The 20201-nt window shown below is 70.8% G+C and carries 20 protein-coding genes; 11 read left to right on the top strand and 9 right to left on the bottom strand.

The genetic code is table 11. The features are described 5' to 3' along the window. The first annotated feature begins 7 nt into the window (after positions 1-7). Positions 8-376 carry a cupin domain-containing protein gene (locus MK786_RS00420; RefSeq protein WP_241110295.1) on the top strand — a complete coding sequence of 123 codons (369 nt, stop codon included), beginning with the start codon at positions 8-10 and terminating at the stop codon, positions 374-376. Positions 377-384: 8 nt separating this feature from the next. On the opposite strand, the gene prfB is transcribed toward MK786_RS00420, so the two are convergent. Continuing rightward, entirely contained in the window at positions 385-1497 is a 1113-nt protein-coding gene (gene prfB / locus MK786_RS00415) for a peptide chain release factor 2 (protein WP_241110294.1), read from the bottom strand. 20 nt (positions 1498-1517) lie between these two features. On the opposite strand from prfB, the gene MK786_RS00410 reads away from it, so the two are divergent. Both MK786_RS00410 and MK786_RS00405 read left to right on the top strand, forming a co-directional pair. Further along, positions 1518-2792 (top strand): MFS transporter, encoded by a 1275-nt coding sequence (locus MK786_RS00410; RefSeq protein ID WP_241110293.1) that lies wholly within the window; start codon positions 1518-1520, stop codon positions 2790-2792. Continuing rightward, on the top strand, positions 2789-3115 hold the full coding sequence (locus MK786_RS00405; protein WP_241110292.1) for a hypothetical protein: 327 nt from the start codon (positions 2789-2791) through the stop codon (positions 3113-3115). The genes MK786_RS00410 and MK786_RS00405 overlap by 4 nt, the downstream gene beginning before the upstream one ends. A gap of 31 nt (positions 3116-3146) precedes the next feature. Here the strand turns inward: MK786_RS00405 and MK786_RS00400 are convergent, their stop codons facing one another. Further along, a complete protein-coding gene (locus MK786_RS00400) occupies positions 3147-4163 on the bottom strand; it encodes a helix-turn-helix domain-containing protein (protein ID WP_241110291.1) in 1017 nt (338 codons plus the stop codon). Positions 4164-4241: 78 nt separating this feature from the next. Here MK786_RS00400 and MK786_RS00395 point away from each other — a divergent pair, with 78 nt between their 5' ends. Beyond that, a complete protein-coding gene (locus MK786_RS00395) occupies positions 4242-8111 on the top strand; it encodes a S8 family serine peptidase (protein WP_241110290.1) in 3870 nt (1289 codons plus the stop codon). Positions 8112-8225: 114 nt separating this feature from the next. Further along, complete coding sequence (locus tag MK786_RS00390; RefSeq protein WP_241110289.1) at positions 8226-8726, top strand: nucleoside deaminase; 501 nt, start codon at positions 8226-8228, stop codon at positions 8724-8726. Positions 8727-8736: 10 nt separating this feature from the next. On the opposite strand, the gene xdhC is transcribed toward MK786_RS00390, so the two are convergent. The 3 genes from xdhC to MK786_RS00375 are packed head-to-tail and all read right to left on the bottom strand — an operon-like array spanning position 8737 to position 13415. Then, entirely contained in the window at positions 8737-9570 is an 834-nt protein-coding gene (xdhC, locus tag MK786_RS00385; RefSeq protein ID WP_241110288.1) for a xanthine dehydrogenase accessory protein XdhC, read from the bottom strand. Positions 9571-9582: 12 nt separating this feature from the next. Beyond that, on the bottom strand, positions 9583-11958 hold the full coding sequence (gene xdhB / locus MK786_RS00380) for a xanthine dehydrogenase molybdopterin binding subunit (protein ID WP_241110287.1): 2376 nt from the start codon (positions 11956-11958) through the stop codon (positions 9583-9585). Beyond that, positions 11955-13415, bottom strand: a complete 1461-nt coding sequence (locus MK786_RS00375) for a xanthine dehydrogenase small subunit (RefSeq protein WP_241110286.1) — start codon at positions 13413-13415, stop codon at positions 11955-11957. Before MK786_RS00375 ends, xdhB begins: the two co-directional genes overlap by 4 nt. A gap of 105 nt (positions 13416-13520) precedes the next feature. On the opposite strand from MK786_RS00375, the gene MK786_RS00370 reads away from it, so the two are divergent. The 6 genes from MK786_RS00370 to pucL are packed head-to-tail and all read left to right on the top strand — an operon-like array spanning position 13521 to position 18686. Further along, positions 13521-14804 carry an aldolase gene (locus MK786_RS00370; protein ID WP_241110285.1) on the top strand — a complete coding sequence of 428 codons (1284 nt, stop codon included), beginning with the start codon at positions 13521-13523 and terminating at the stop codon, positions 14802-14804. Then, positions 14801-15616: a bifunctional allantoicase/(S)-ureidoglycine aminohydrolase gene (locus MK786_RS00365; protein WP_241110284.1), complete on the top strand. Its 816-nt coding sequence runs from the start codon at positions 14801-14803 to the stop codon at positions 15614-15616. Before MK786_RS00370 ends, MK786_RS00365 begins: the two co-directional genes overlap by 4 nt. Position 15617: 1 nt before the next feature. Further along, positions 15618-16967: an allantoinase AllB gene (gene allB / locus MK786_RS00360; protein ID WP_241110283.1), complete on the top strand. Its 1350-nt coding sequence runs from the start codon at positions 15618-15620 to the stop codon at positions 16965-16967. Then, positions 16957-17454: a 2-oxo-4-hydroxy-4-carboxy-5-ureidoimidazoline decarboxylase gene (gene uraD / locus MK786_RS00355; RefSeq protein ID WP_241110282.1), complete on the top strand. Its 498-nt coding sequence runs from the start codon at positions 16957-16959 to the stop codon at positions 17452-17454. The genes allB and uraD overlap by 11 nt, the downstream gene beginning before the upstream one ends. Further along, positions 17451-17786 carry a hydroxyisourate hydrolase gene (gene uraH / locus MK786_RS00350; RefSeq protein WP_241110281.1) on the top strand — a complete coding sequence of 112 codons (336 nt, stop codon included), beginning with the start codon at positions 17451-17453 and terminating at the stop codon, positions 17784-17786. The genes uraD and uraH overlap by 4 nt, the downstream gene beginning before the upstream one ends. Positions 17787-17792: 6 nt before the next feature. Further along, positions 17793-18686, top strand: a complete 894-nt coding sequence (gene pucL, locus MK786_RS00345) for a factor-independent urate hydroxylase (protein ID WP_241110280.1) — start codon at positions 17793-17795, stop codon at positions 18684-18686. A gap of 14 nt (positions 18687-18700) precedes the next feature. Here pucL and MK786_RS00340 read toward each other — a convergent pair whose 3' ends face one another. Genes MK786_RS00340 through MK786_RS00325 form a run of 4 tightly spaced genes read right to left on the bottom strand, consistent with a single transcriptional unit; the run spans position 18701 to position 20197 of the window. Further along, entirely contained in the window at positions 18701-19084 is a 384-nt protein-coding gene (locus MK786_RS00340) for a pilus assembly protein TadG-related protein (RefSeq protein ID WP_308220008.1), read from the bottom strand. 59 nt (positions 19085-19143) lie between these two features. After that, positions 19144-19584, bottom strand: coding sequence for a TadE family protein (locus MK786_RS00335; RefSeq protein WP_241110278.1), 441 nt, complete (start codon positions 19582-19584; stop codon positions 19144-19146). A 13-nt stretch (positions 19585-19597) separates the two neighbouring features. Next, positions 19598-19990, bottom strand: a complete 393-nt coding sequence (locus tag MK786_RS00330; RefSeq protein ID WP_241110277.1) for a TadE/TadG family type IV pilus assembly protein — start codon at positions 19988-19990, stop codon at positions 19598-19600. A 3-nt stretch (positions 19991-19993) separates the two neighbouring features. Next, the gene (locus MK786_RS00325) at positions 19994-20197 is read right to left on the bottom strand and encodes a hypothetical protein (protein WP_241110276.1); all 204 of its coding nucleotides are present in this window, start codon (positions 20195-20197) and stop codon (positions 19994-19996) included. Positions 20198-20201: the final 4 nt, after the last annotated feature.

The raw sequence follows: 20201 nt of genomic DNA, 5'->3' as shown, positions 1-20201 counted from the left end.
GGAGGGCATGACCGCATCCCCCATCCCCGCGTCCGAGCTGCTCATCGGCGCGTCACGAACCATGCGCTTTGAGGGCGACGAGTACGGATCGGGCATCTCGTTCTTCTACGTCGACAACGACCCCGGCATGGGGCCGGGACTGCACCGCCACCCGTACACCGAGACGTGGCTCGTGATCGAGGGCGAGGCGACGATTCGGATGGGCGACGACACGGTCATCGCACATGCGGGCGACACCGCGGTGGTCGCCGCCGACACGTGGCACGGCTTCACGAACACAGGTCTGGGCCGCCTGCGGATCGTCTGCATCCACGCGTCCCCGGTCATGATCCAGGAGAACCTCGACGAGCCTGAGGCCGCCGATCGGCCTGGCTGACGAGGACGTCAGTCGTCGTCGTCCTTGCGCTTGCGCCAGCGGATGCCGGCCGAGATGAATCCGTCGAGGTCGCCGTCGAAGACGATCGCAGGATTGCCCACCTCGTGCCCCGTGCGCAGGTCCTTCACGAGCTGCTGTCCGTAGAGGAAGTACGAGCGCATCTGGTCGCCCCAGCTCGCGGTGATGACGCCGGCGAGCTCCTTCTTCTTGGCGGCTTCCTCTTCGCGCTTGAGCAGGAGCAGTCGCGTCTGCAGCACGCGCATGGCGGCGGCACGGTTCTGGATCTGCGACTTCTCGTTCTGCATCGACACGACGAGACCCGTGGGGATGTGCGTGATGCGCACGGCCGAGTCTGTGGTGTTGACGGACTGACCGCCGGGTCCGGACGAACGGAAGACATCGACCCGGATGTCGTTCTCGGGGATGTCGACCTCGACGGCCTCCTCCATGACGGGGATGACCTCGACGGCGGCGAAGCTGGTCTGCCGCTTGTCGGCCGAGCCGAAGGGGCTGATGCGCGCGAGGCGGTGTGTGCCGGCCTCGACGGAGAGCGTGCCGTAGGCGTACGGCGCGTCGACCTCGAACGTCGCCGACTTGATGCCGGCGCCCTCCGCGTAGGACGTGTCCATGACCTTCACCGGGTACTTGTGACGCTCGGCCCAGCGCAGGTACATGCGCAGCAGCATCTCGGCGAAGTCGGTGGCGTCGTCGCCGCCCGCGCCGGAACGGATCGTCACGACGGCCGCGCGATCGTCGTACTCGCCGTCGAGGAGCGTCTGCACCTCGAGCTGGCCGATGATGTCTTCGAGCTCCGCGATCTCGTGACGGGCTTCCTCAGCGGAGTCTTCGTCGTCCATCTCGTTGGCGAGCTCGACGAGCACTTCGAGGTCGTCGAGACGCTGCTCGACGTCGGTGACGCGCTTGAGCTCTGCCTGACGGTGGCTCAGGGCGCTGGTGACCTTCTGCGCCTTCTCGACGTCGTCCCACAGGTCGGGTGCCCCGGCGGCCTCGCTCAGCTGCGCGATCTCGGCCGTGAGTGCGTCGACGTCGACCACGGCCTTGATGTCGGAGAACGTGGAGCGCAGGGCCTGGATGTCGGCGGAGGGATCGAAGTCGAGCATGACAGTCCAGACTAACGTGGATGCACGTGAGCGATCGCCCGCGGGATGTTCTCGTCCGGTTCGCGCCGATGATCTACGGCCCGACCGTGCTCTTCGCGCTCGGCGAGGGCGCCGTCATCCCGCTGATCCCGGTGATCGCGGCACAGCTCGGGGCCGACCTCGCCACCGCCGCGCTCGTCGCCTCGGCGCTGGTGGTCGGCCAGTTGTGCGGCAACATCCCCGCGGGCTGGGCGGTCGCCCGCATCGGCGAGCGCTTCACCATGGCCATCGCCGGCGGGCTCTGTCTCGCCGCGGTGGTCGGCCTCGCACTCGCCCCGTCGCTCGGCGTCTTCGCCCTGGCCGTGTTCGTCATCGGATTCTGCGCGGCGGCGTTCGGCCTGGCCCGCCACTCGTTCATGACGACGCGCGTGCCGCCGGCGTTCCGCGCCCGTTCCCTCTCGCTTCTCGGCGGCACCTTCCGCCTGGGCATGTTCATCGGGCCGTTCGTGGCGGCCGCGCTTCTCGCCCTGTTCGGCGACGAGCATGCCACCATCTGGTTCTTCGGTGCGTGCCTGGTCGCCACGATCCTGCTGGTGCTCCTGGGTCCCGATCCGGAGCACGCCGTCGCGGCGCCCGCGCTCGCGCACGGCGACTCCACACCGGCCGAAGACACCGGCGAGCCCGTCACCGGCTCGATCCCCACCGCCGAGCGCACCGGCGTCTTCCGCACGATGTGGGTGTATCGACGCGTGCTGTCGCGCCTGGGCCTGGCCGCGGCATCCCTCTCCGCCGTCCGCTCCGCCCGGCAGGTCGTCCTGCCGCTGTGGGGCGTCTCGCTCGGGCTGGACGCCCAGACCATCGCGCTCGTCGTCGGGATCTCCGGTGCCATCGACTTCGCGCTCTTCTACGCGAGCGGACAGGTCATGGACCGCTTCGGGCGCCTGTGGGCCGCCCTCCCCGCCATGCTCCTGATGGGTCTCGGCTTCCTGGCCCTCTCGTTCACCCACGATCTCCAGCAGTCGGCGATGTGGTTCGCGATGTTCGCCGCCGTCCTCGGAGTGGGCAACGGCCTGTCCAGCGGCATCCTGCTCACACTCGGCGCCGATATCGCCCCCAAGGACGATCCGGCACCGTTCCTCGGATCCTGGCGCACCCTGACCGATGCCGGAGGTGCGGTCTCGCCGCTGCTGGTGTCGGCGATCGCGGCCGCGTCCACCCTCGCCCTGGCGACGGGCGTCGTCGGCGTCATCGGCCTCGTCGGCGCCGCCGCGTTCGTCCGCTGGGTTCCGCGGTTCGTGCCGAGGCCGAAGCCGTGACGGTGCGCTTCTGCACGAGCCGCAACCAGGGTCGTCGCTGCACGCGACACCTGGACCACCCGGGGCTGCACCGCCACCGGGCGATCATGTGGGCGGATGCCGCGGCCGACCTTCCACGATGCTCCGGCTCGGGTGCGCCCGGCGCACTCGCCGCGACTCTCGCCGATGGATTCCCCGAGGGCCGAGCCCTGTGCCCGACGTGCCTGCGGTTCGTGCCCCTCGACGAGAACGGTCGTCTCGTCGAGCACGACACGTCAGACCCGGCCGAGAGCGACAGCGAGATCGCACAGCGCCGGGCCTGGTTCAACACGCACGCGGACTGACGCGCACGACGGGCCCTCACCCGCACGGCGCTCAGACCCACGACCTCCGCACGGCCTCCGCGCCGAGCTGCATGCGGGTGGTCACACCGGCGATCTCCATCAGGTCGGCCACCCGGCGCTGGACCGTGCGCAGCGAGATTCCCAGCTGCGTCGCGGCCGCGGCATCCGTCACCCCCAGCAGCAGCAGCCGCAGCAGGTCTCGATCGACCTCCTCGGTGGCGGGCACCTCGGCGACGGGGAGGAACGCGGTGGCGTGACTCCAGTACTCCTCGAAGATCGCGATCACGAGGTCGAGGAGACCGCTCGGATGGATGAGCAGAGCGCCGAAACCCTCGTCATCGCCCTGCGCGCGCATGGGCACGAGGGCCATCTGATCGTCGGCGATGAACATGCGCGTCGGAAGGGCGGGGAGCACCCGGATCTCCTCTCCGATCTGCGCCATCTCGTGTGCAGCGGTGAGGAACCCGGGTCGCTCGAGCACGGCGCTCTCGACGATCACGCGATATCGCACCCCGCGCGCGAGGGCGCGATCCTCCTCGATGTTCTCCTCGCCGCTGACGAGCGCGACCTCGTGCAGGACGAGCACACGCACCTGCTCGGTCGACGCGGCCTGCAGCTGCGCGATTCGCTGCCGCACGGCGTCGTCGCCGATCACGACGTCGACGACATCGGCGACGCTGCGCTGCTCGGCCGATCGCCGGTACAGGTCGCTCAGCTCGACGAGCGCTTCGTGCGCGCGCGTCAGCCCGCGCTCGCGCTCGAGCAGCAGCGGGCGCAGCGCCGTCGTCGGCGGCGAGGCGACATACCGGTCGCTGCGTGCGGCTTTGCGTGCCACCAGACCGAGTCGCTCGAGCTGGGCCACGATCGGACGAACGCGCGGCAGTGACATGCTCAGCGCCCCGGCGACATCGGAGGCCGACACCGACGTCTGCTGAAGGATCCACCGGTAGACGGCGGTGTGCTCCTCATCGAGACCCAACGCGTCGAGCACGGTGACCTTCTCCACACCAGCTATCTTCACCCACCGGGCGTGGCGGATGGTGGCCATGGCATTTCTCCGCCACCACTGTACGCGCCCCGCATGAGAGCTTCGTAGCAGATCCCCTACCCCCCGAGAGGTTCACGCATGTCCACTCCCCCACCCATCGGCCGCCGCCTGCGTCCGATCGTCGCCGCCACAAGCGGTCTGGCGATCGGCATCGCCGGCATCGGCCTCACGACTCTGCCGGCGACCGCGACCTCGAATGTCGACGGTCCCCCCACCCCCGACGCGGTCGCCGGCAGCTCCTCCACCGTCACGCTGATCACCGGCGATCGCGTGACCGTGACCGACCTCAGCGACGGCACGCACACCGTCAGCATCGACACCGCCGTCGACGGTGCGGGTGTGCGCACGTACGAGGCGGCCGGCGACCTGCACGTCGTCCCCGACGCCGCAATGCCCTACCTGGCCTCGGGCGCGCTCGACCAGGATCTCTTCAACGTCACGAAGCTGATCGAGTTCGGCTACGACGACGCGTCGGTCGACGCCACCCCGGTCATCGTGGAACAGGATGCCGCCTCCCCGCGCAGCTTCGCCGCACCGCTCCCCGGGCTGGAGGTGCAGACCGAGCTCGCCAGCATCGGGGGCGCCGCCGCCACGCTCGGCCACAAGGCCAGCGCCGCGGCGTGGGAGACGCTGACCGCACCGGCCGCGCGCGCGTTCTCCGCGACTCCCCGGCTTGCGGGAGGCATCGAGGCGATCCACCTCGACGGCAAGGTCGAGGCGACGCTCGACTCGAGCGTGCCCTTCGTCGGCGCACCGTCCGCGTGGGCTGCCGGTCACACCGGCGAAGGCGCCACGGTCGCCGTGCTCGACACCGGCTACGACGACACTCACCCCGACCTTCAGGGACGCGTGCTCTCCGGCTCGCGGAGCTTCGTGCCGGGCGAGGAGGTCGACAGCGACCCGCACGGCCACGGCACGCATGTCGCCTCGACGATCGCCGGCACCGGCGCCGCGAGCGACGGGCTGCACCGTGGCGTCGCCGACGGCACAGACCTGCTCGTGGGCAAGGTGCTCGGCGCCGACGGCTACGGCCAGGACTCCTGGATCATCGAGGCGATGGAGTGGGCCGGTGAGAACGCCCCGATCGTCTCGATGAGCCTCGGTACGACGGAGGCGTCCGACGGCAAGGACCTCTTGGCCGAGTCGCTCAACCGCATCGCGGAAGAGACCGGCGCACTGTTCGTGGTCGCTGCGGGCAACAACGGCGCCCCGGAGACGATCGGTGCGCCCGGCTCGGCCGAGCAGGCGTTCACCGTCGGGTCGGTCGACGACCCGAGCGGCGGGATGTCGTATTTCTCGAGCCAGGGTCCGCTCTCTCGCTCGGGGGCGCTCAAGCCCAACGTGTCCGGACCGGGCGCCGACGTCACAGCCGCTCGCTCGGCGGACAGCGGCGGTGAGGGCTCGTACATCTCGATGAGCGGCACCTCGATGGCGACGCCTCACGTCGCCGGTGCCGCCGCCATCCTCCTCGGCGCACATCCCGAGTACACGACCGAACAGCTCAAGGCGGCGCTCGCGAGCACCGCGCGCGACTTCGGGTTCACGGCGTACGCCGGCGGCTCGGGCGTCATCGACATCGACGCCGCGCTCAACGCGCCGGTCGTCGCGTCCGGTTCGGGCGACTTCGGAATGCTCGCCTGGGGCGAGGAGCCGACTCCGGTCGAGCGCACGGTCGAATACACCAACCGCACCGATGCCGAGATCACCGTGTCGCTCGAGGCGACGCTCACCGACACCACGCCTCGCGGCGAGGTCGGTCCCGGTCCCCTGTCTGCAGGCGTCGCGTTCGATGCGCTCACGCTCGACACCGCCACGCTCACCATCCCCGCGGGCGGCACCGCCTCGGCGACGATGACGGTCGACCCGGCGAAGGTTCCCGCGGGCACGCAGCTCTCGGGCGCGCTGATCGGCTCGGTGGACGGCGAGCCGGTCACTCGCACGGCTCTGGGCACGATCGCCGAGGCCGAGCGCTACGACCTCACGCTGAAGGCGACGGACTTCGACGGAAACCCGATCGACACCTACGCGTACCTCTGGAACGCCGCGACGAAGTTCGCCGAGCCGATCTTCGTGGGTGGCGAGACCACGCTGCGCCTGATGAAGGGCGACTACTCGGTCGTGTCGTACCTGGACATCAACCGCGCTCCCGACACGATCGCCACCGTGATGGTGGGCGCGCCGACGCTCGAACTCGAGAAGGACACGACCGTCGCCCTCGACGCCCGCACCGCGAAGAAGATCTCCATCGACGTCGGAGCGAAGGGTGTAGAGCCGGTGTTCCAGCGTCTCGACATGAAGGTCGACGACTTCTCCGCGAGCGCGATGATGCCCGTCTGGGTCGACGAGATCTGGGCGCAGCCGATGAAGGTCGACGACGCCGATTTCGACTTCACGGTGCGGTGGCGCCTGCAGACCCCGCTGCTGACGCTCACCGAGGGCAAGAAGCCTCTCGACCTCATCGTCCTCGCGGGCTCGAAGCTCCTGGACGGCTCGTTCACGGCGGCCGCCGTCAACGCAGGTTCGGGCACGCTGGACGAGCTCGCCGCCGCGGGAGCGAAGGGCAAGATCGCCGTGGTCACGCGCTCGACCGAGACCTCGGTGTCGCAGCAGGCGGCGAACGCGGCCGCAGCAGGCGCGAAGCTGCTCGTCATCGCGAACAACGAGGACGGCGAGTTCAGCGCGTGGGTCGGCTCCGAGATCGACTACACGGATGTCGCGATCCCGGTAGCCGGCATCAGCGGCGTCGAGGGGCGCGAGCTCCTCACGAAGCTCGGCGGCAAGAAGAAGGTCACGCTCTCGGCCGTCGGCGTGCCCGAAACCGAGGTGGTCTACGACATCGCCGAGTGGGGCGACGGTGAGATCCCGTCGAACCTCGCCTACCGGCACTCGTCGAAGGATCTCGCCCGTATCGACACGCGCTACCACGGGCAGAAGGAGGGGCTCGCGGAGTTCCGCTACGACTTCATCCCGGGAGCCGTGTACGGCAACGGGTTCCCGTTCAAGGCTCAGCGCGGCATGGACCGCGTCGAATGGGTGAACACCGACAACCTGCGCTGGAATCAGTGGGTCGCGGTGCAGTCCGTGATGTGGGAGATCCGCGACAAGCTGCGCACCTACGACCGTGGCCAGCGTTCAACGGAGGAGTACTTCGGCGGAATCGTTCGCCCGTACGTCGCCACCGGGTTCTGGGTCCCCTACCGCGTGTCGGACTACGCGCAGATCAACGTGCCGAGCTGGGCCGACGGCGGCAACGCCGATCACACCGGCACCTTCGACACCTGGATGCCCGACTCGACGGTCCAGCAGCTCACCGACGTCTACCTCGATGGCGAGCTGGTCAGGCAGACCGAGCACCAGGGAGCGAACCTGTTCGACCTCCCCGACGGTGAGCAGGAGTGGCGCGTGGTGAGCACCGCGACCCACCCCGGCACCCACCTCGCCGGTTCCACCAAGACGGTCAGCGACTGGACGTTCCGTTCCGCAGGCAAGCTGGGCGACTGGGACTACCGCCTGCTGCCGATGATCCAGGCGTTCTACGACGTCGACGTCAATGAGGACAACATGGTGGGCGAAGGCCGGCGCAAGGGCTCGGGCGTCTCGCTCGGTCTCGAACTCGGCCACGTCGCGGGCACCGCGCCGGCGGGCAAGGTGACGCAGGCAACGCTCGAGTACCGCACCGCAGGCGGAGCCTGGAAGAAGGTCTCGCTGAAGTCCGCGAAGACGGATGCCCCCACGGGCGCCGTCGAGGGCGACGGTGACATCTTCGTCACGAGCCGCGCATGGGTGAGCGCCTACGCCGCGCAGATCCCGGTGTCCGACAAGGGCGGCTGGGTCGACCTGCGAGTGAGGGCGACGGATGCCGCGGGCAACACCTTCTCGCAGGAGATCGTGAAGGCGTTCCAGGCCACGCCGGCCAATGGCGGGGGCCACGGCGGCCACGGACGCTGACGGTCCGACAGCCATCACGGGGTCCCGTCCGCTTCGGCGGGCGGGACCCCGTCGGTCGCGGCGCTGCGCGGCGCGCTGCCTGCAGGTTCCCGTCGCTGGGCGTACGGTCGTGGCATGTCCTCGTCCACAGGGCCGTCGCCGCAGGCCGCCGATCTCCTCGCCCGCGCCGTCGACATCGCGACCGCCAACGCCGGCGAGTCCGGCGGCCCGTTCGGAGCCGTCGTCGTCACGCGCGACGGACAAGTCTTCGAAGGCGTCAACCGGGTGACCGCCGACCTCGACCCGTCGGCGCATGCCGAGGTCGTCGCGATCCGTCGCGCCTGCCAGGGTCTCGGCACCTTCGACCTGTCCGGCGCCACGCTCTACGCGAGCTGCGAGCCGTGCCCGATGTGCCTCTCGACCGCACTGTGGGCACGCATCGACCGCGTGTACTTCGCCGCCGACCGCGACGACGCCGCTGCGGCCGGGTTCGACGACGCCCGCTTCTACCGTTACTTCGACGGCATGCCCGAAGACCGCGCGATCCTCCCCGTCGAGCGCATCGGGCTGCCCGACGACGGGCATACCGCACCCTTCGTCGCGTGGGGTCGCAACGACCGGCGCATCGAGTACTGACGGCCGGCGCTCACCCGTCCGCGGTGACCGCCGCGGCCTCGATGAACTGCAGGGTGCGCGCCGCGACGCCGACGGCGATCGACGCGGGTGCCTTGCTGCGGATCTCGGGGATGCCGATCGGGGTCGTCACCCGGGCCACTTCGCTCTCCGTGTGTCCCAGCTCGGTGAGCCTGACACGGAAGCGCGACCACTTCGTCGACGAGCCGATCAGACCGATCGATCCGAGGTCGTCGCGCCGCAGGGCCTGATCGGTGATGGCGAGGTCTTCGCCGTGGTCGTGGGTCATGACGAGCACGTGCGCGCCCGGCGACAGGTCGGCGATGACCGTCTCCGGCACCGGCGCCTGCCGCACATGCACGGTCGCGACGGCGTCGGCCAGAATGCCCGAGGCGCCGGGCACACCGAGTCGCGCCGGATCCAGCATCTCGGCGCGCGCGTCGACGAGCACGAGCTCCAGTTCGTGCCGGGCGAGGATGCGCGCCAGTTCGATCCCGACATGGCCGAGACCGAAGATCGCCACCGTCGGCACGGCGCGGACCGGTTCGAGCAGCATGGTCACCTCTCCTCCGCAGCATTGGATGCCGTACTCGGTCGTCGTCCTGTCGCTCAGCGTCAGCGTGAGCAGGCGCGGCTCGTCCGTGCCCGCCTCGAGCATCTCGCGCGCCTGCGCGATGGCCGTGGCCTCCAGATTCCCCCCGCCTACCGTGCCGAAGAGGGCACCGGGCGAGACGATGAGCTTCGCACCGCCGTTGCGGGGCGCATGCCCACGGACCATCGCGAGCGTCACGATCACCGCCGGCGTGCGCGCCTCACGCAGCCGCTGCAGCGCGTCGACCCAGTCCATGGCGGAGTGTCCTCAGCGCCGTGCGTCGGCGAGGACCGACGCCGCGCCGGACTCCGCGGCGTCGCCTGCGGCCTGCGCGGACCGGATCGCCCAGAACACGGCCTCCGGGGTCGCCGGCGACGCGAGCTCCACGCTGTGGCCTGACGGCCCGAACGCCTGGACGGCCGTGCGGACCGCCTCCCGCACGCTGAACGCCAGCATGAGCGGCGGCTCCCCCACCGCCTTCGAGCCGTACACGGCTCCGTCCTCGCGGGCGTCTTCGAAGAGCCGCACGTGGAACTCCTCGGGCATCTCCGAGAAGCTCGGCAGCTTGTAGGTGCTCGCGGCCTGCGTCTGCAGCCGCCCGCGGCTCGGACCGTCGCCGGTGTCCCACCGCAGCTCCTCGAGAGTCAGCCATCCGACGCCCTGCACGAAGCCGCCCTCGATCTGACCGATGTCGATCATCGGCGAGAGCGAGTCGCCGACGTCGTGCACGATGTCCACCCTGCGCAGCCGCGTCGTCCCCGTGAACCCGTCCACCTCGACCTCGGCGGCGGCCGCGCCGTAAGCGAAGTACTTGAACGGCGACCCCTGCATGCGCACGCCGTCCCAGTGGAGTCCCTCGGTGCGGTAGTAACCCGCGGCGAACAGCTGCACGCGCTGCAGGTACGCCTCGTGGGCGACCTCGGCGAACGTGAGACGCTCGTCGACGCCCACCGCGGTGACCCACCCGCACGTGAACCGCACGTCGTCCACATCCGCTCCGAGCATGCCCGCCGCGACCTGCGCCATGCGCGTCCGCAACTGATCACACGCGTTCTTGACGGCACCGCCGTTGAGGTCCGCTCCGGCCGACGCCGCGGTCGCGGACGTGTTCGGCACCTTGTCGGTGCGCGTGGGTGCCAGGCGCACCTGGTCCAGTCGCAGGCCCAGCGTGGTCGCGGCCACCTGCAGCATCTTCGTGTGGAGGCCCTGGCCCATCTCGGTGCCGCCGTGGTTCACGAGAACGGAGCCGTCCTTGTAGACGTGCACGAGAGCACCCGCCTGGTTGAACGCGGTGAAGTTGAACGAGATGCCGAACTTGATGGGCGTCATCGCGATCGCCCTCTTGACGTGCACGTGGCTGTCGTTGAACGCCCGCACCTGCTCTCGGCGGACGTCGACATCGCTCTCGGCGCGCAGCCGATCCCAGATGGCAGGCATGCGCGCGGCATCCTTCACCGGCTGCCCGTAGGGCGTGAGCTGTCCCTCGCCGTAGAGGTTCTGCCGCCGGAGGTCGATCGGGTCCCTCCCGAGCAGGGGCGCGACGCGGCCGAGGATGTCTTCGATGAGGAAGACGCCCTGGGGGCCGCCGAACCCGCGGAACGCGGTGTTCGACGGCTTGTTCGTGCGGGCGATGCGTCCGAGTGCGCGCACGTGCGGAATCCAGTAGGCGTTGTCGATGTGACAGAGCGCCCGGCTCATGACCGGTTCCGACAGGTCGAGGCACCACCCGCCGTCGGACGTGAGCGTCGCGTCGAGCGCGAGCAGTCCGCCGTTCTCGTCGAAGCCGACGCGCCACGAGATGTGGAACGGATGCCGCTTCCCGGTCATCGTGATGTCCTGCGTGCGGTTCAGCCGCAGCCGCACGGGGCGACCGGTGAGCTTCGCGCCGAGCGCGGCGATCGCGGCGAGACCGTGCGGCTGCATCTCCTTGCCGCCGAAACCGCCGCCCATCCGCAGGGTCTGCACCGTCACCTGACTCGACGGCACGCCGAGCACATGCGCGACGATCTCCTGCGTCTCGCTGGGGTGCTGCGTCGACGACTGCACGAAGTACTGGCCCTCGGAGTCACGCACCGCGAGTGCGGCCTGCGTCTCGAGGTAGAAGTGCTCCTGGCCGCCTAGTTCGGTCACACCCTCGAACGCGAACCGCGCGCCGGCGAGCGCGGCCGCAGCGTCCCCCCGCTCGACCGTGCGCTGCACGCCCTGAAACGAGCCCGCGGCGATCGCCTCGGTGAGGGTGAGGATGCTCGGCAGCGGGCTGTATTCGACCGTGACCGCGGCGGCGCCCAGGCGCGCCGCCTCGGGCGTCTCGCCGAGCACCCATGCGACCGCGTGCCCGTGGTACATAGCCTCGCGAGGGAAGAGCGGCTCGTCGTCCTTCACCCCGGCGTCGTTGATTCCCGGCACGTCCTCCGCTGTGAGCACGCGCACGACGCCGGGCACCGCGTAGGCGCCGGAGGCATCAATGTCGACGGCCGCGTGCGCGTTCGTGGACTGCACGGGCCAGGCCGTGAGCACGCCCGCAGCCGAGACCGAGAGGTCGTCGGTGTAGGCGGCGGCGCCGGTCACGTGCAAGGTCGCACTCTCGTGCGGAACCGGGATGCCGACCACTGCGTCGTCGGGGCGCTGGGCGAGCTCGCTCATGCTGTCGCCTCCTCCGGCTCGAGGTCACCGGCGGTGGCGGCGTAGAGCTTCAGGAGCGAGTTGCCCAGCATCATGGCGCGGTAGTCCGCGCTCGCGCGGTGGTCCGACACCGGTGTGCCCTCCGACCCGAGCACGGCCGAGGCGGCGCGCACGGTGGCGATGTCCCACGGCTCGCCGACGAGCCGCTGCTCCGTCGCACGCGCGCGCAACGGCGTCGCGGCCACCCCGCCCAGGCCGATGCGGGCAGCTGTGACGACTCCGTCATCGAGGTCGAGGGCGAATGCGATCGCCACGCTGGAGATGTCGTCGAACCGCCGCTTCGCGATCTTGTGGAAGGCGGTCATCGGCGCGAGCGGCAGTGGTATGCGGACGGCGCGGATGAGCTCGTCCGAGCGCCGCACCGTCTCGCGGTAGCCCGTGAAGTACTCGGCGAGCTCGACCTCGCGGTCGCCGTCGACCGAGGTCAGCACGACACGCGCGTCGAGGGCGAGAAGCGCCGGAGCCGCGTCGCCGATCGGAGAGGCCGTCCCCAGGTTCCCGCCGATCGTGGCGCGATTGCGGATGAGGCGCGACGCGAACTGCGGGACGAGCTCGGCCAGCAGGGGAACCCGGCCGTCCAATCCATGCTCGATCTCGGACAGCGTCAGCGCCGCGCCGAGCTCGATCGCGTCGTCGGCGACCGACAGCGTGCGCAGCTCGGGGAGGCGGTCGATCACGATGGCGAGCGCGGCGCGCCGGCCGCGCAAGTTGACTTCGACGCCCCAGTCCGTGGCGCCGGCGACGACGGTCGCGTCGGGCTCGTCGCGCAGCAGCTGGAGCGTCTCGTCCAGCCCGGCAGGGCGTACGAAGCGCGAGCCGTCGACCGCGACATCGACGGCCATCGGCTCCGGCGCAGGCCGAGCGCGGCGCTCCGCGAGCGGGTCGGCGGGTTCCGGCATCCCGAGCGCATGAGCGGCGTCGCGGATGGGCCGGTAACCCGTGCAGCGGCACAGGTTGCCGCTCAGCGCGTGCAGGTCGAACCCGTTCGGGCCGTGCTCGTGATCGTGCTCGCCGCCAGCGGTCGTCGCCGGCTCCCGGTCGGCGCGATAGAACTCCGCCGCCATGCTGCACACGAAGCCGGGAGTGCAGTAGCCGCACTGCGAGCCGCCGGCTTCGGCCATGCGCTCCTGCACGGGGTGCAGCGCGTCGGGAGTGCCGAGCCCCTCGGCGGTCACGACCTCCTGGCCGTCGAGAGAGTGAACGGGCACGAGGCACGAGTTGACGGGCACCCACGCCGACCGATCGTCGCCGTCGGGGCCGAGCACGAGCATCGCGCATGCGCCGCACTCGCCCTCGGCGCAGCCTTCCTTGCTCCCCGTCAGCCCGACGGAGCGCAGCCAATCGAGCGCGTTCGTGTTCACCGGCACGCCGTCCAGCGGCCGGCGGATCCCATTCACGGTAACGACGTTGTCAGCCAAGTGAGCTCCTCTTGCGCGATTGTACGTCCGCACTGTGGCGATCGCCCCTCGCGTGCGCCACGATGAGGGAACCACGAAGGCCGGCCGCCGAAGGAGGCACCGCCGATGAGCCAGCCCCGCCGCGCGCTCACGCCTGCGGTGCTCGATCACGTCGACGCCTCGCTGCACGCGACCGACGATGTGCTGCGCACGGCCTACCCGGGCGACGACGGCTCGCGCCAGCCCGTGCATACGGTGTACGTCCCCGCCGACCGCATGACGCCGACGCTGCTCTCGGCGTGGGGCGCCGCGGCGCTGTCCGCCGCCGCGGACGCCGGCGGTCTGGCCGCGCTGGCGGAACGCATCGGCCTGGACCCGTCGTTCGCCCGCGACGTCGCGCCCCGCGTCCACGCGAAGCTGCAGCGCGAGCCGATCGAAGACCTCCGGCTGGACTTCGAGGACGGCTACGGAGATCGCGGCGACGACGTCGAAGACGCCGATGCGGTCGAAGCCGCGCGGCGTGTGGCCGAGGCGCTCGAAGCCGGCACGGCGACGCCGTTCACCGGCATCCGCTTCAAGAGTCTCGAGCAGTCGACGCGGGCCCGCGGCCTGCGCACGCTCGATCTGTTCATCGGCACCCTCGTCGAGCTCGGCGGGCTGCCGGAGAACCTCATGCTGACGCTTCCCAAGGTGTCGGCGATCGCGCAGGTCGACGCGATGGTCATGGTCGCCGCGGCTCTCGAGCGCGCGCACGGCCTGCCGGAGCGCACGCTGCGCTTCGAGGTGCAGATCGAGACGCCCCAGGTAGTGCTCGGTCGCGACGGGCGCGTGCCGCTCGCGCAACTGCCGGTCGCGGGCGACGGCCGGGTCACCTCGCTGCACTTCGGCACCTACGACTACACCGCCGCGCTCGGCATCGCGGCCCGCCACCAGTCGCTCGAGCACCCCGCCGCCGACCTGGCGAAAGACCTCATGCAGCTCGCGGTCGCGGGCACCGGCATCCGGCTCTCCGACGGCTCGACCAACATCCTGCCGGTCGGCGACGGCGCCCTCGATGCGTGGGTTATGCACGCCCGACTCGTGCGTCGTGCCCTCGAGCGCGGGATCTTCCAGGGCTGGGACCTCCACCCCCACCAGCTGCTGACCCGGTATCTCGCGACGTACGCGTTCTTCCGGGAGGGATATCCGGATGCCGCCACCCGGCTGGGCGCGTACCTGAACAGCCGTGCGGGCACGGTGCTCGACGAGCCCGCCACCGCACGGGCGCTGGCGTGGTTCCTGCACCGCGGCCTCCAGTGCGGCGCAATCGACCCCGTCGAGATCACCGCCGACCTGGGCATCGGCCACGACACGCTCACCGCACTCGCCCACCCCACCCGTTCCGCTCCCCCGGCTGAGGAGTCCGCATGAGCTACTTCACCCCGTCGGGCGGCCTGCCCGACCAGACCGAGCTGCTCACCGATCGAGCGATCGTCACGGCGGCCTACACGGTCATCCCGAAGGGTGTGCTGCGCGACATCGTCACGAGCAACCTGCCGGGGTTCACCGCCGCGCGCGCCTGGATCCTCGCCCGGCCGATCGCGGGATTCTCGACCACGTTCTCGCAGCTCATCGTAGAGATCGGCGCGGGAGGCGGCGCCGAGCGCCCCGAGCAGGAGGCGGGCGTCGAGAGCGTGATCTTCGTCACGTCCGGCAGCCTCACCCTCGCGCTCGCCGGCCGGCGCCATGTGCTCGAACCGGGCGGCTACGCCTACCTCGCGGCGGGCGAGGAGTGGTCCCTCGCGAACGACGGCGCCGCGCTGACGAGCTTCCACTGGATCCGCAAAGCGTACGAGCCGGTCGAAGGCCATGCCGCGGCATCCTTCGTCACCCGGGATCAGGACGTCGCACCCGAGCCGATGCCCGACACAGAAGGCGCGTGGGCGACGACCCGGTTCGTCGACCCCGGCGACCTCGCGCACGACATGCACGTCAACATCGTGACGTTCCAGCCGGGCGGATCGATCCCCTTCGCCGAGACGCACGTGATGGAGCACGGCCTGTTCGTGCTCGAGGGCAAGGGCGTGTACCGGCTCAACGGCGATTGGGTCGAGGTCGAGGCGGGCGACTACCTGTGGCTGCGCGCCTTCTGCCCTCAGGCCTGCTACGCGGGCGGGCCGGGCCCGTTCCGCTACCTGCTGTACAAGGACGTGAACCGACAGATCCGCCTGACCGGGGCCTGACGTGGCGTTCGACACGGTCTTCCGCGCGGCACGCGTACTCGTCGACGGCGCGTTCCGTCCGGCCGATGTAGGCGTGTGCGGCGGAGTCGTGGCGCGCGTCGCCGAATACGGAACGGTGACGCATACCGCGTCCCTCACCGAACTGCGCGACGACGAGGTGCTGCTGCCCGGGCTCGTCGACACGCACGTGCACGTGAACGAGCCGGGACGCACCGAGTGGGAGGGCTTCGAGTCGGCCACCCGCGCCGCAGCCGCCGGCGGGGTGACGACGATCGTCGACATGCCGCTCAACAGCATCCCGCCCACGCTGTCGGTCGCAGCCCTCGCCGAGAAGCGCTCGGCGGCCGAGGGCAGAGTCCACGTAGATGTCGGCTTCTGGGGCGGCGTCGTGCCCGGCAGCCTCGCCGAGCTGCGCCCGCTCGCAGAGGCCGGCGTGTTCGGCTTCAAGTGCTTCCTCACGCCGTCGGGCGTCGAGGAGTTCCCCGCCGTCACCCCTGAAGAGATGGGCGAGGCGATGGCGGTCGTCGCCGAGCTCGGATCCTTGCTGATCGTGCACGCCGAAGACGCGCACACGATCGAGGCGGCACCGCACCGAGGTGGTCGCGAGTACGCCGACTTCCTCGCCTCGAGGCCGGGCGAAGCCGAAGACACCGCGATCGCCGACGTCATCCGCTTCGCCGAGGCGACCGGCGCGGCAGCCCACATCCTGCACCTGAGCAACGCGGGCTCGCTCGACCGCATCGCGAAGGCGCGGCGGCGCGGTGTCGATCTGACCGTGGAGACCTGCCCGCACTACCTCACCCTCACCGCGGAAGAGATCGCGACCGGAGCCACCGTGTGCAAATGTTGCCCGCCGATCCGTGACGCCGCCAACCGGGATGCGCTGTGGAAGGGTCTCGCCGCGAGCGCGATCGACGTCATCGTCTCGGACCACTCCCCCAGCACCCCCGAACTGAAGTCGGCCGGCGACGGCGACTTCGAGCTCGCGTGGGGCGGGATCGCCTCGCTGCAGCTCGGGCTGCCGCTGGTGTGGACCGAGGCACGGCAGCGCGGTTTCGAGCTGGAGCGGGTGGTCACGCTCATGGCCGAGGGTCCCGCGGCACGCGTCGGCCTGACCGGCAAAGGCAGGATCGCGGTCGGAGCAGCCGCCGACTTCGCCGTGTTCGCGCCGGACGAGACATTCGCCGTCGATGCGAGGTCGCTCGAGCACCGGCATCCGATCTGCCCGTACGACGGCCGCGAACTGACCGGCGTCGTGCGGGCCGCGTACCTCGCGGGCGTGCGCATCGACCGCGAGGTTCCACGCGGGCGCCTGCTCACGCGTCGGACGGAGGCGGCGCATGCGGCGTGAGGAGTTCAACCGGGCCGACCGCGCCGACGCGATCGCCGCGCTGCGCACGTGCGCCGATGTGACGCGCTGGTGCGAGCAGGTGGCCGATCGCCGGCCGTACGCGTCGGTCGATGAGCTGCTCGCCGAGGCGGCGCGCGCGGCCGACCCGTTCACGCCGGACGAGGTCGAGGCGGCGCTCGCGCACCATCCGCGCATCGGCGAGCGCGCGCGGGGCGACAGTCGCGAGGCGACGCTGTCGCGGGCGGAGCAGGCGGCGGTCGACCCCGCCGACGTCGACGTGCAACGCGCGCTGCAAGGCGGCAATCGCGCATACGAGGAGCGGTTCGGGCGGGTGTTCCTCATCCGTGCCGCCGGGCGGGGGGCGCCCGAGATCCTGGCCGCGCTGCGCACGCGCCTGGAGAACGACCCCGATGCCGAAGCGGCGGTCGTGGGAGAACAGCTGCGCGAGATCGCGCTGCTGCGACTGGAGGGGATGGTGCAGCCATGAGCGTGTCGCACATCACGACGCACGTGCTCGACGCGGCGCGGGGCAGGCCGGCGAGCGGCGTGGCAGTGCAGCTGCTCACCCGCGACGGCGACGCCTGGCAGCCGATCGCAGAAGCGGTGACGGATGCCGACGGCCGGGCGTCGCAGCTCGGGCCCGAGCGACTCGCCCCCGGCGACTACCGGCTGCAGTTCGACACCGGTGCGTACTTCGACGCCCAGGGCACACCGACGTTCTATCCGGAGGCGGTGCTGACCTTCCGCGTCGACGAGTCGCACTGCCATGTGCCGCTGCTGCTGAGCCCCTTCGCCTACTCCACCTACCGAGGAAGCTGAGCGTCGATGAGCATCATCCTGGGAGCGAATCAGTACGGAAAGGCCGAGGTGCGGGTCGTCAAGGTGACGCGCGACGACCCCCGCCACGAGATCGAAGACCTGAGCGTCACCTCACAGCTGCGCGGTGACTTCGCCGCCGCCCACCTCACCGGCGACAACCGTCACGTCGTGCCGACCGACACGCAGAAGAACACCGTGTTCGCCTTCGCGCGTGATGGGATCGGGTCGCCCGAGGAATTCCTGCTGCGCCTGGCCGACCACTTCACCGACTCGTTCGAGTGGGTCACGGGCGGCCGGTGGACCGCCGAGAGCTACGCGTGGCAGCGGATCCACGTCGACGGCGACCCGCACGACCACGGCTTCGTGCGGGCGGGGCAGGAGACTCGCACCGCCGTGGTCGTCGCCGACGGGGACCAGCGCCACGTGCTCGGCGGACTGCACGGCCTGACTCTGCTGAAGACCACCGGATCGGGATTCGAGGGCTACCCCAAGGACCGTTACACGACGCTCCCCGAGACCCGCGACCGGATCCTCGCGACCGACGTCGCGACCCGCTGGCGGTACCTCCCCGGCGCGGAGGTCGACTACAACGCCGTGTACGCCGACGTGAAGCGCACCCTGCTGGAGGAGTTCACGCGGCGATACTCGGCGGCGCTGCAGACGACGATGTTCGAACTGGGCACCGCGGTGCTCGAGGCGCACGCCGAGATCGCGGAGATGAGATTCTCCCTCCCGAACAAGCATCACTTCGCCGTCGACCTCGCGCCGTTCGGCCTCGACAACCCCAACGAGGTGTTCTACGCCGCCGACCGCCCCTATGGCCTGATCGAGGCGCAGGTCACGCGGGAGGGCATCGAGCCGGCCGGCGCCGCATGGGAGGGCGCGGGACCCTTCTGCTGAAGCGTGCTCGATCGTCAGCGCAGTGCGGTGCGGCTCGTCGCCGTGGCCTCCAGCGCCACGCCGTCGGGCACGAAGAGCGTCAGGACGGGCGGCCGCCACGTCGCGGCGACCGTCACCCGGGCTGAGAGCCCGTCGGGCGTGCCGGCCGATAGCAGCGTCGCCCCGGAACCGAGCTCATCCACCATCGTCTGCGCCTGGTCGCGGACGCGCGCCGTCGTCAGCTCGGCGACGGGCTCGCCGTCGTCAACGGACAGCACGAAGCCGTCGGCGGCCGCGAGGGCCGCGGCATCCGCGAGCGAATCCAGCCGCTTCTGCGCCAGATAGAGACTCGTGGCATCGGCGCACACCAGGATGGCGACGAGCGCGAGGACGCCGTAGCCGAGGGTCAGGAGCAGCACGCTGCCCTCGTCATCCGATCCCCGGCGCCGTGCACGAGCGTCGCGGGAGGGGCGCGCCCTCATCGCGATCCCCAGAAGCGCGACACCTTCTGCACGGCGGACGCCTCGACCGGAATGCTCGCGAGGCGATCGAGCCCGAACACGGGCGGCACGAGCGGAAGTGCCACCCGCGTCCGCAGGGTCACGACCAGCGTCGCGCCGGCGCGCGGGCACGCGGCCCCGGCCGGGCGGCAGGCGAACGTCACGTCGACGGACGAGGGGTCCAGCCCGTACTCGCGGGTGATGGATTCGAGCACGAGGTCGGCACGGCCCGCGGCGTCGGCGTCATTCGTGGCCGACGCGACGGCACGCGCGATGTGGCGAGTGCCCGCTTCGGCGCCCAGCGACTGCCCCTGGATGAGGCCGAGCGCACCGACGAGGTAGACGAGCGGCACGAGGAGCAGCAGGCCGACGAGGATGAACTCCAGGGCGGCGGATCCCCGCTCGCCGTCGTCGGGCATCGCGGACAGCGGGTCAGCCGAAGGACTCCGCCGGTGCACGGGCTGTCACCTCCATCGTGCGGGGAGCGCCCAGCAGTCCGACCAGCGGCAACATCGCGCGCACCGTCACCTGGACGGACGTATGGCCCAGCGCATCCGTCTCGCGCACGTCGATGTCGGTGGCGTACTCCTCACCGACCGTGCGCGACACGATCTCGCGGGTGCGCCGCGCCCCATCGTCGAGCGAGGTGTCGGCGAGAGCCGCGTGGTACGCCCCCTCGATGGCGGCATCGTGCACGACGTTGCGCACGTAGACCGCCAGGCCGAACTGGAGCACCCCCAGCGTCAGCACGGTGAGCAGCGCTCCGACGAGCACGAACTCGACCGGGCTGGAGCCCTCCTCATCGAGGGGATGATGGACCCGCACGGATCAGAAGCCGGAGACGCGCGAGATCGCCTGTTCGAACAGGCCTGCGAGGGCGGCACCTGCGAGCGCCCAGATCACGACGACGAGCCCGGCGGTCATGAGCGTGATGAGCACCCAGCCGGGCACATCGCCGCGGTCGTCGTGGGCGATGTCGGCGAACGACGCGCGCAGGCGGGACGTCAGATTCTGGAGGTGGTGGCGGATCATGTCT

The sequence above is a fragment of the Microbacterium sp. CFH 31415 genome (genome assembly GCF_022538185.1).
Taxonomy (GTDB): Bacteria; Actinomycetota; Actinomycetes; order Actinomycetales; family Microbacteriaceae; genus Microbacterium.
The sequence above is the reverse complement of the archived record's forward strand: the minus strand, read 5'-3'. Positions and strand labels throughout refer to the sequence as shown.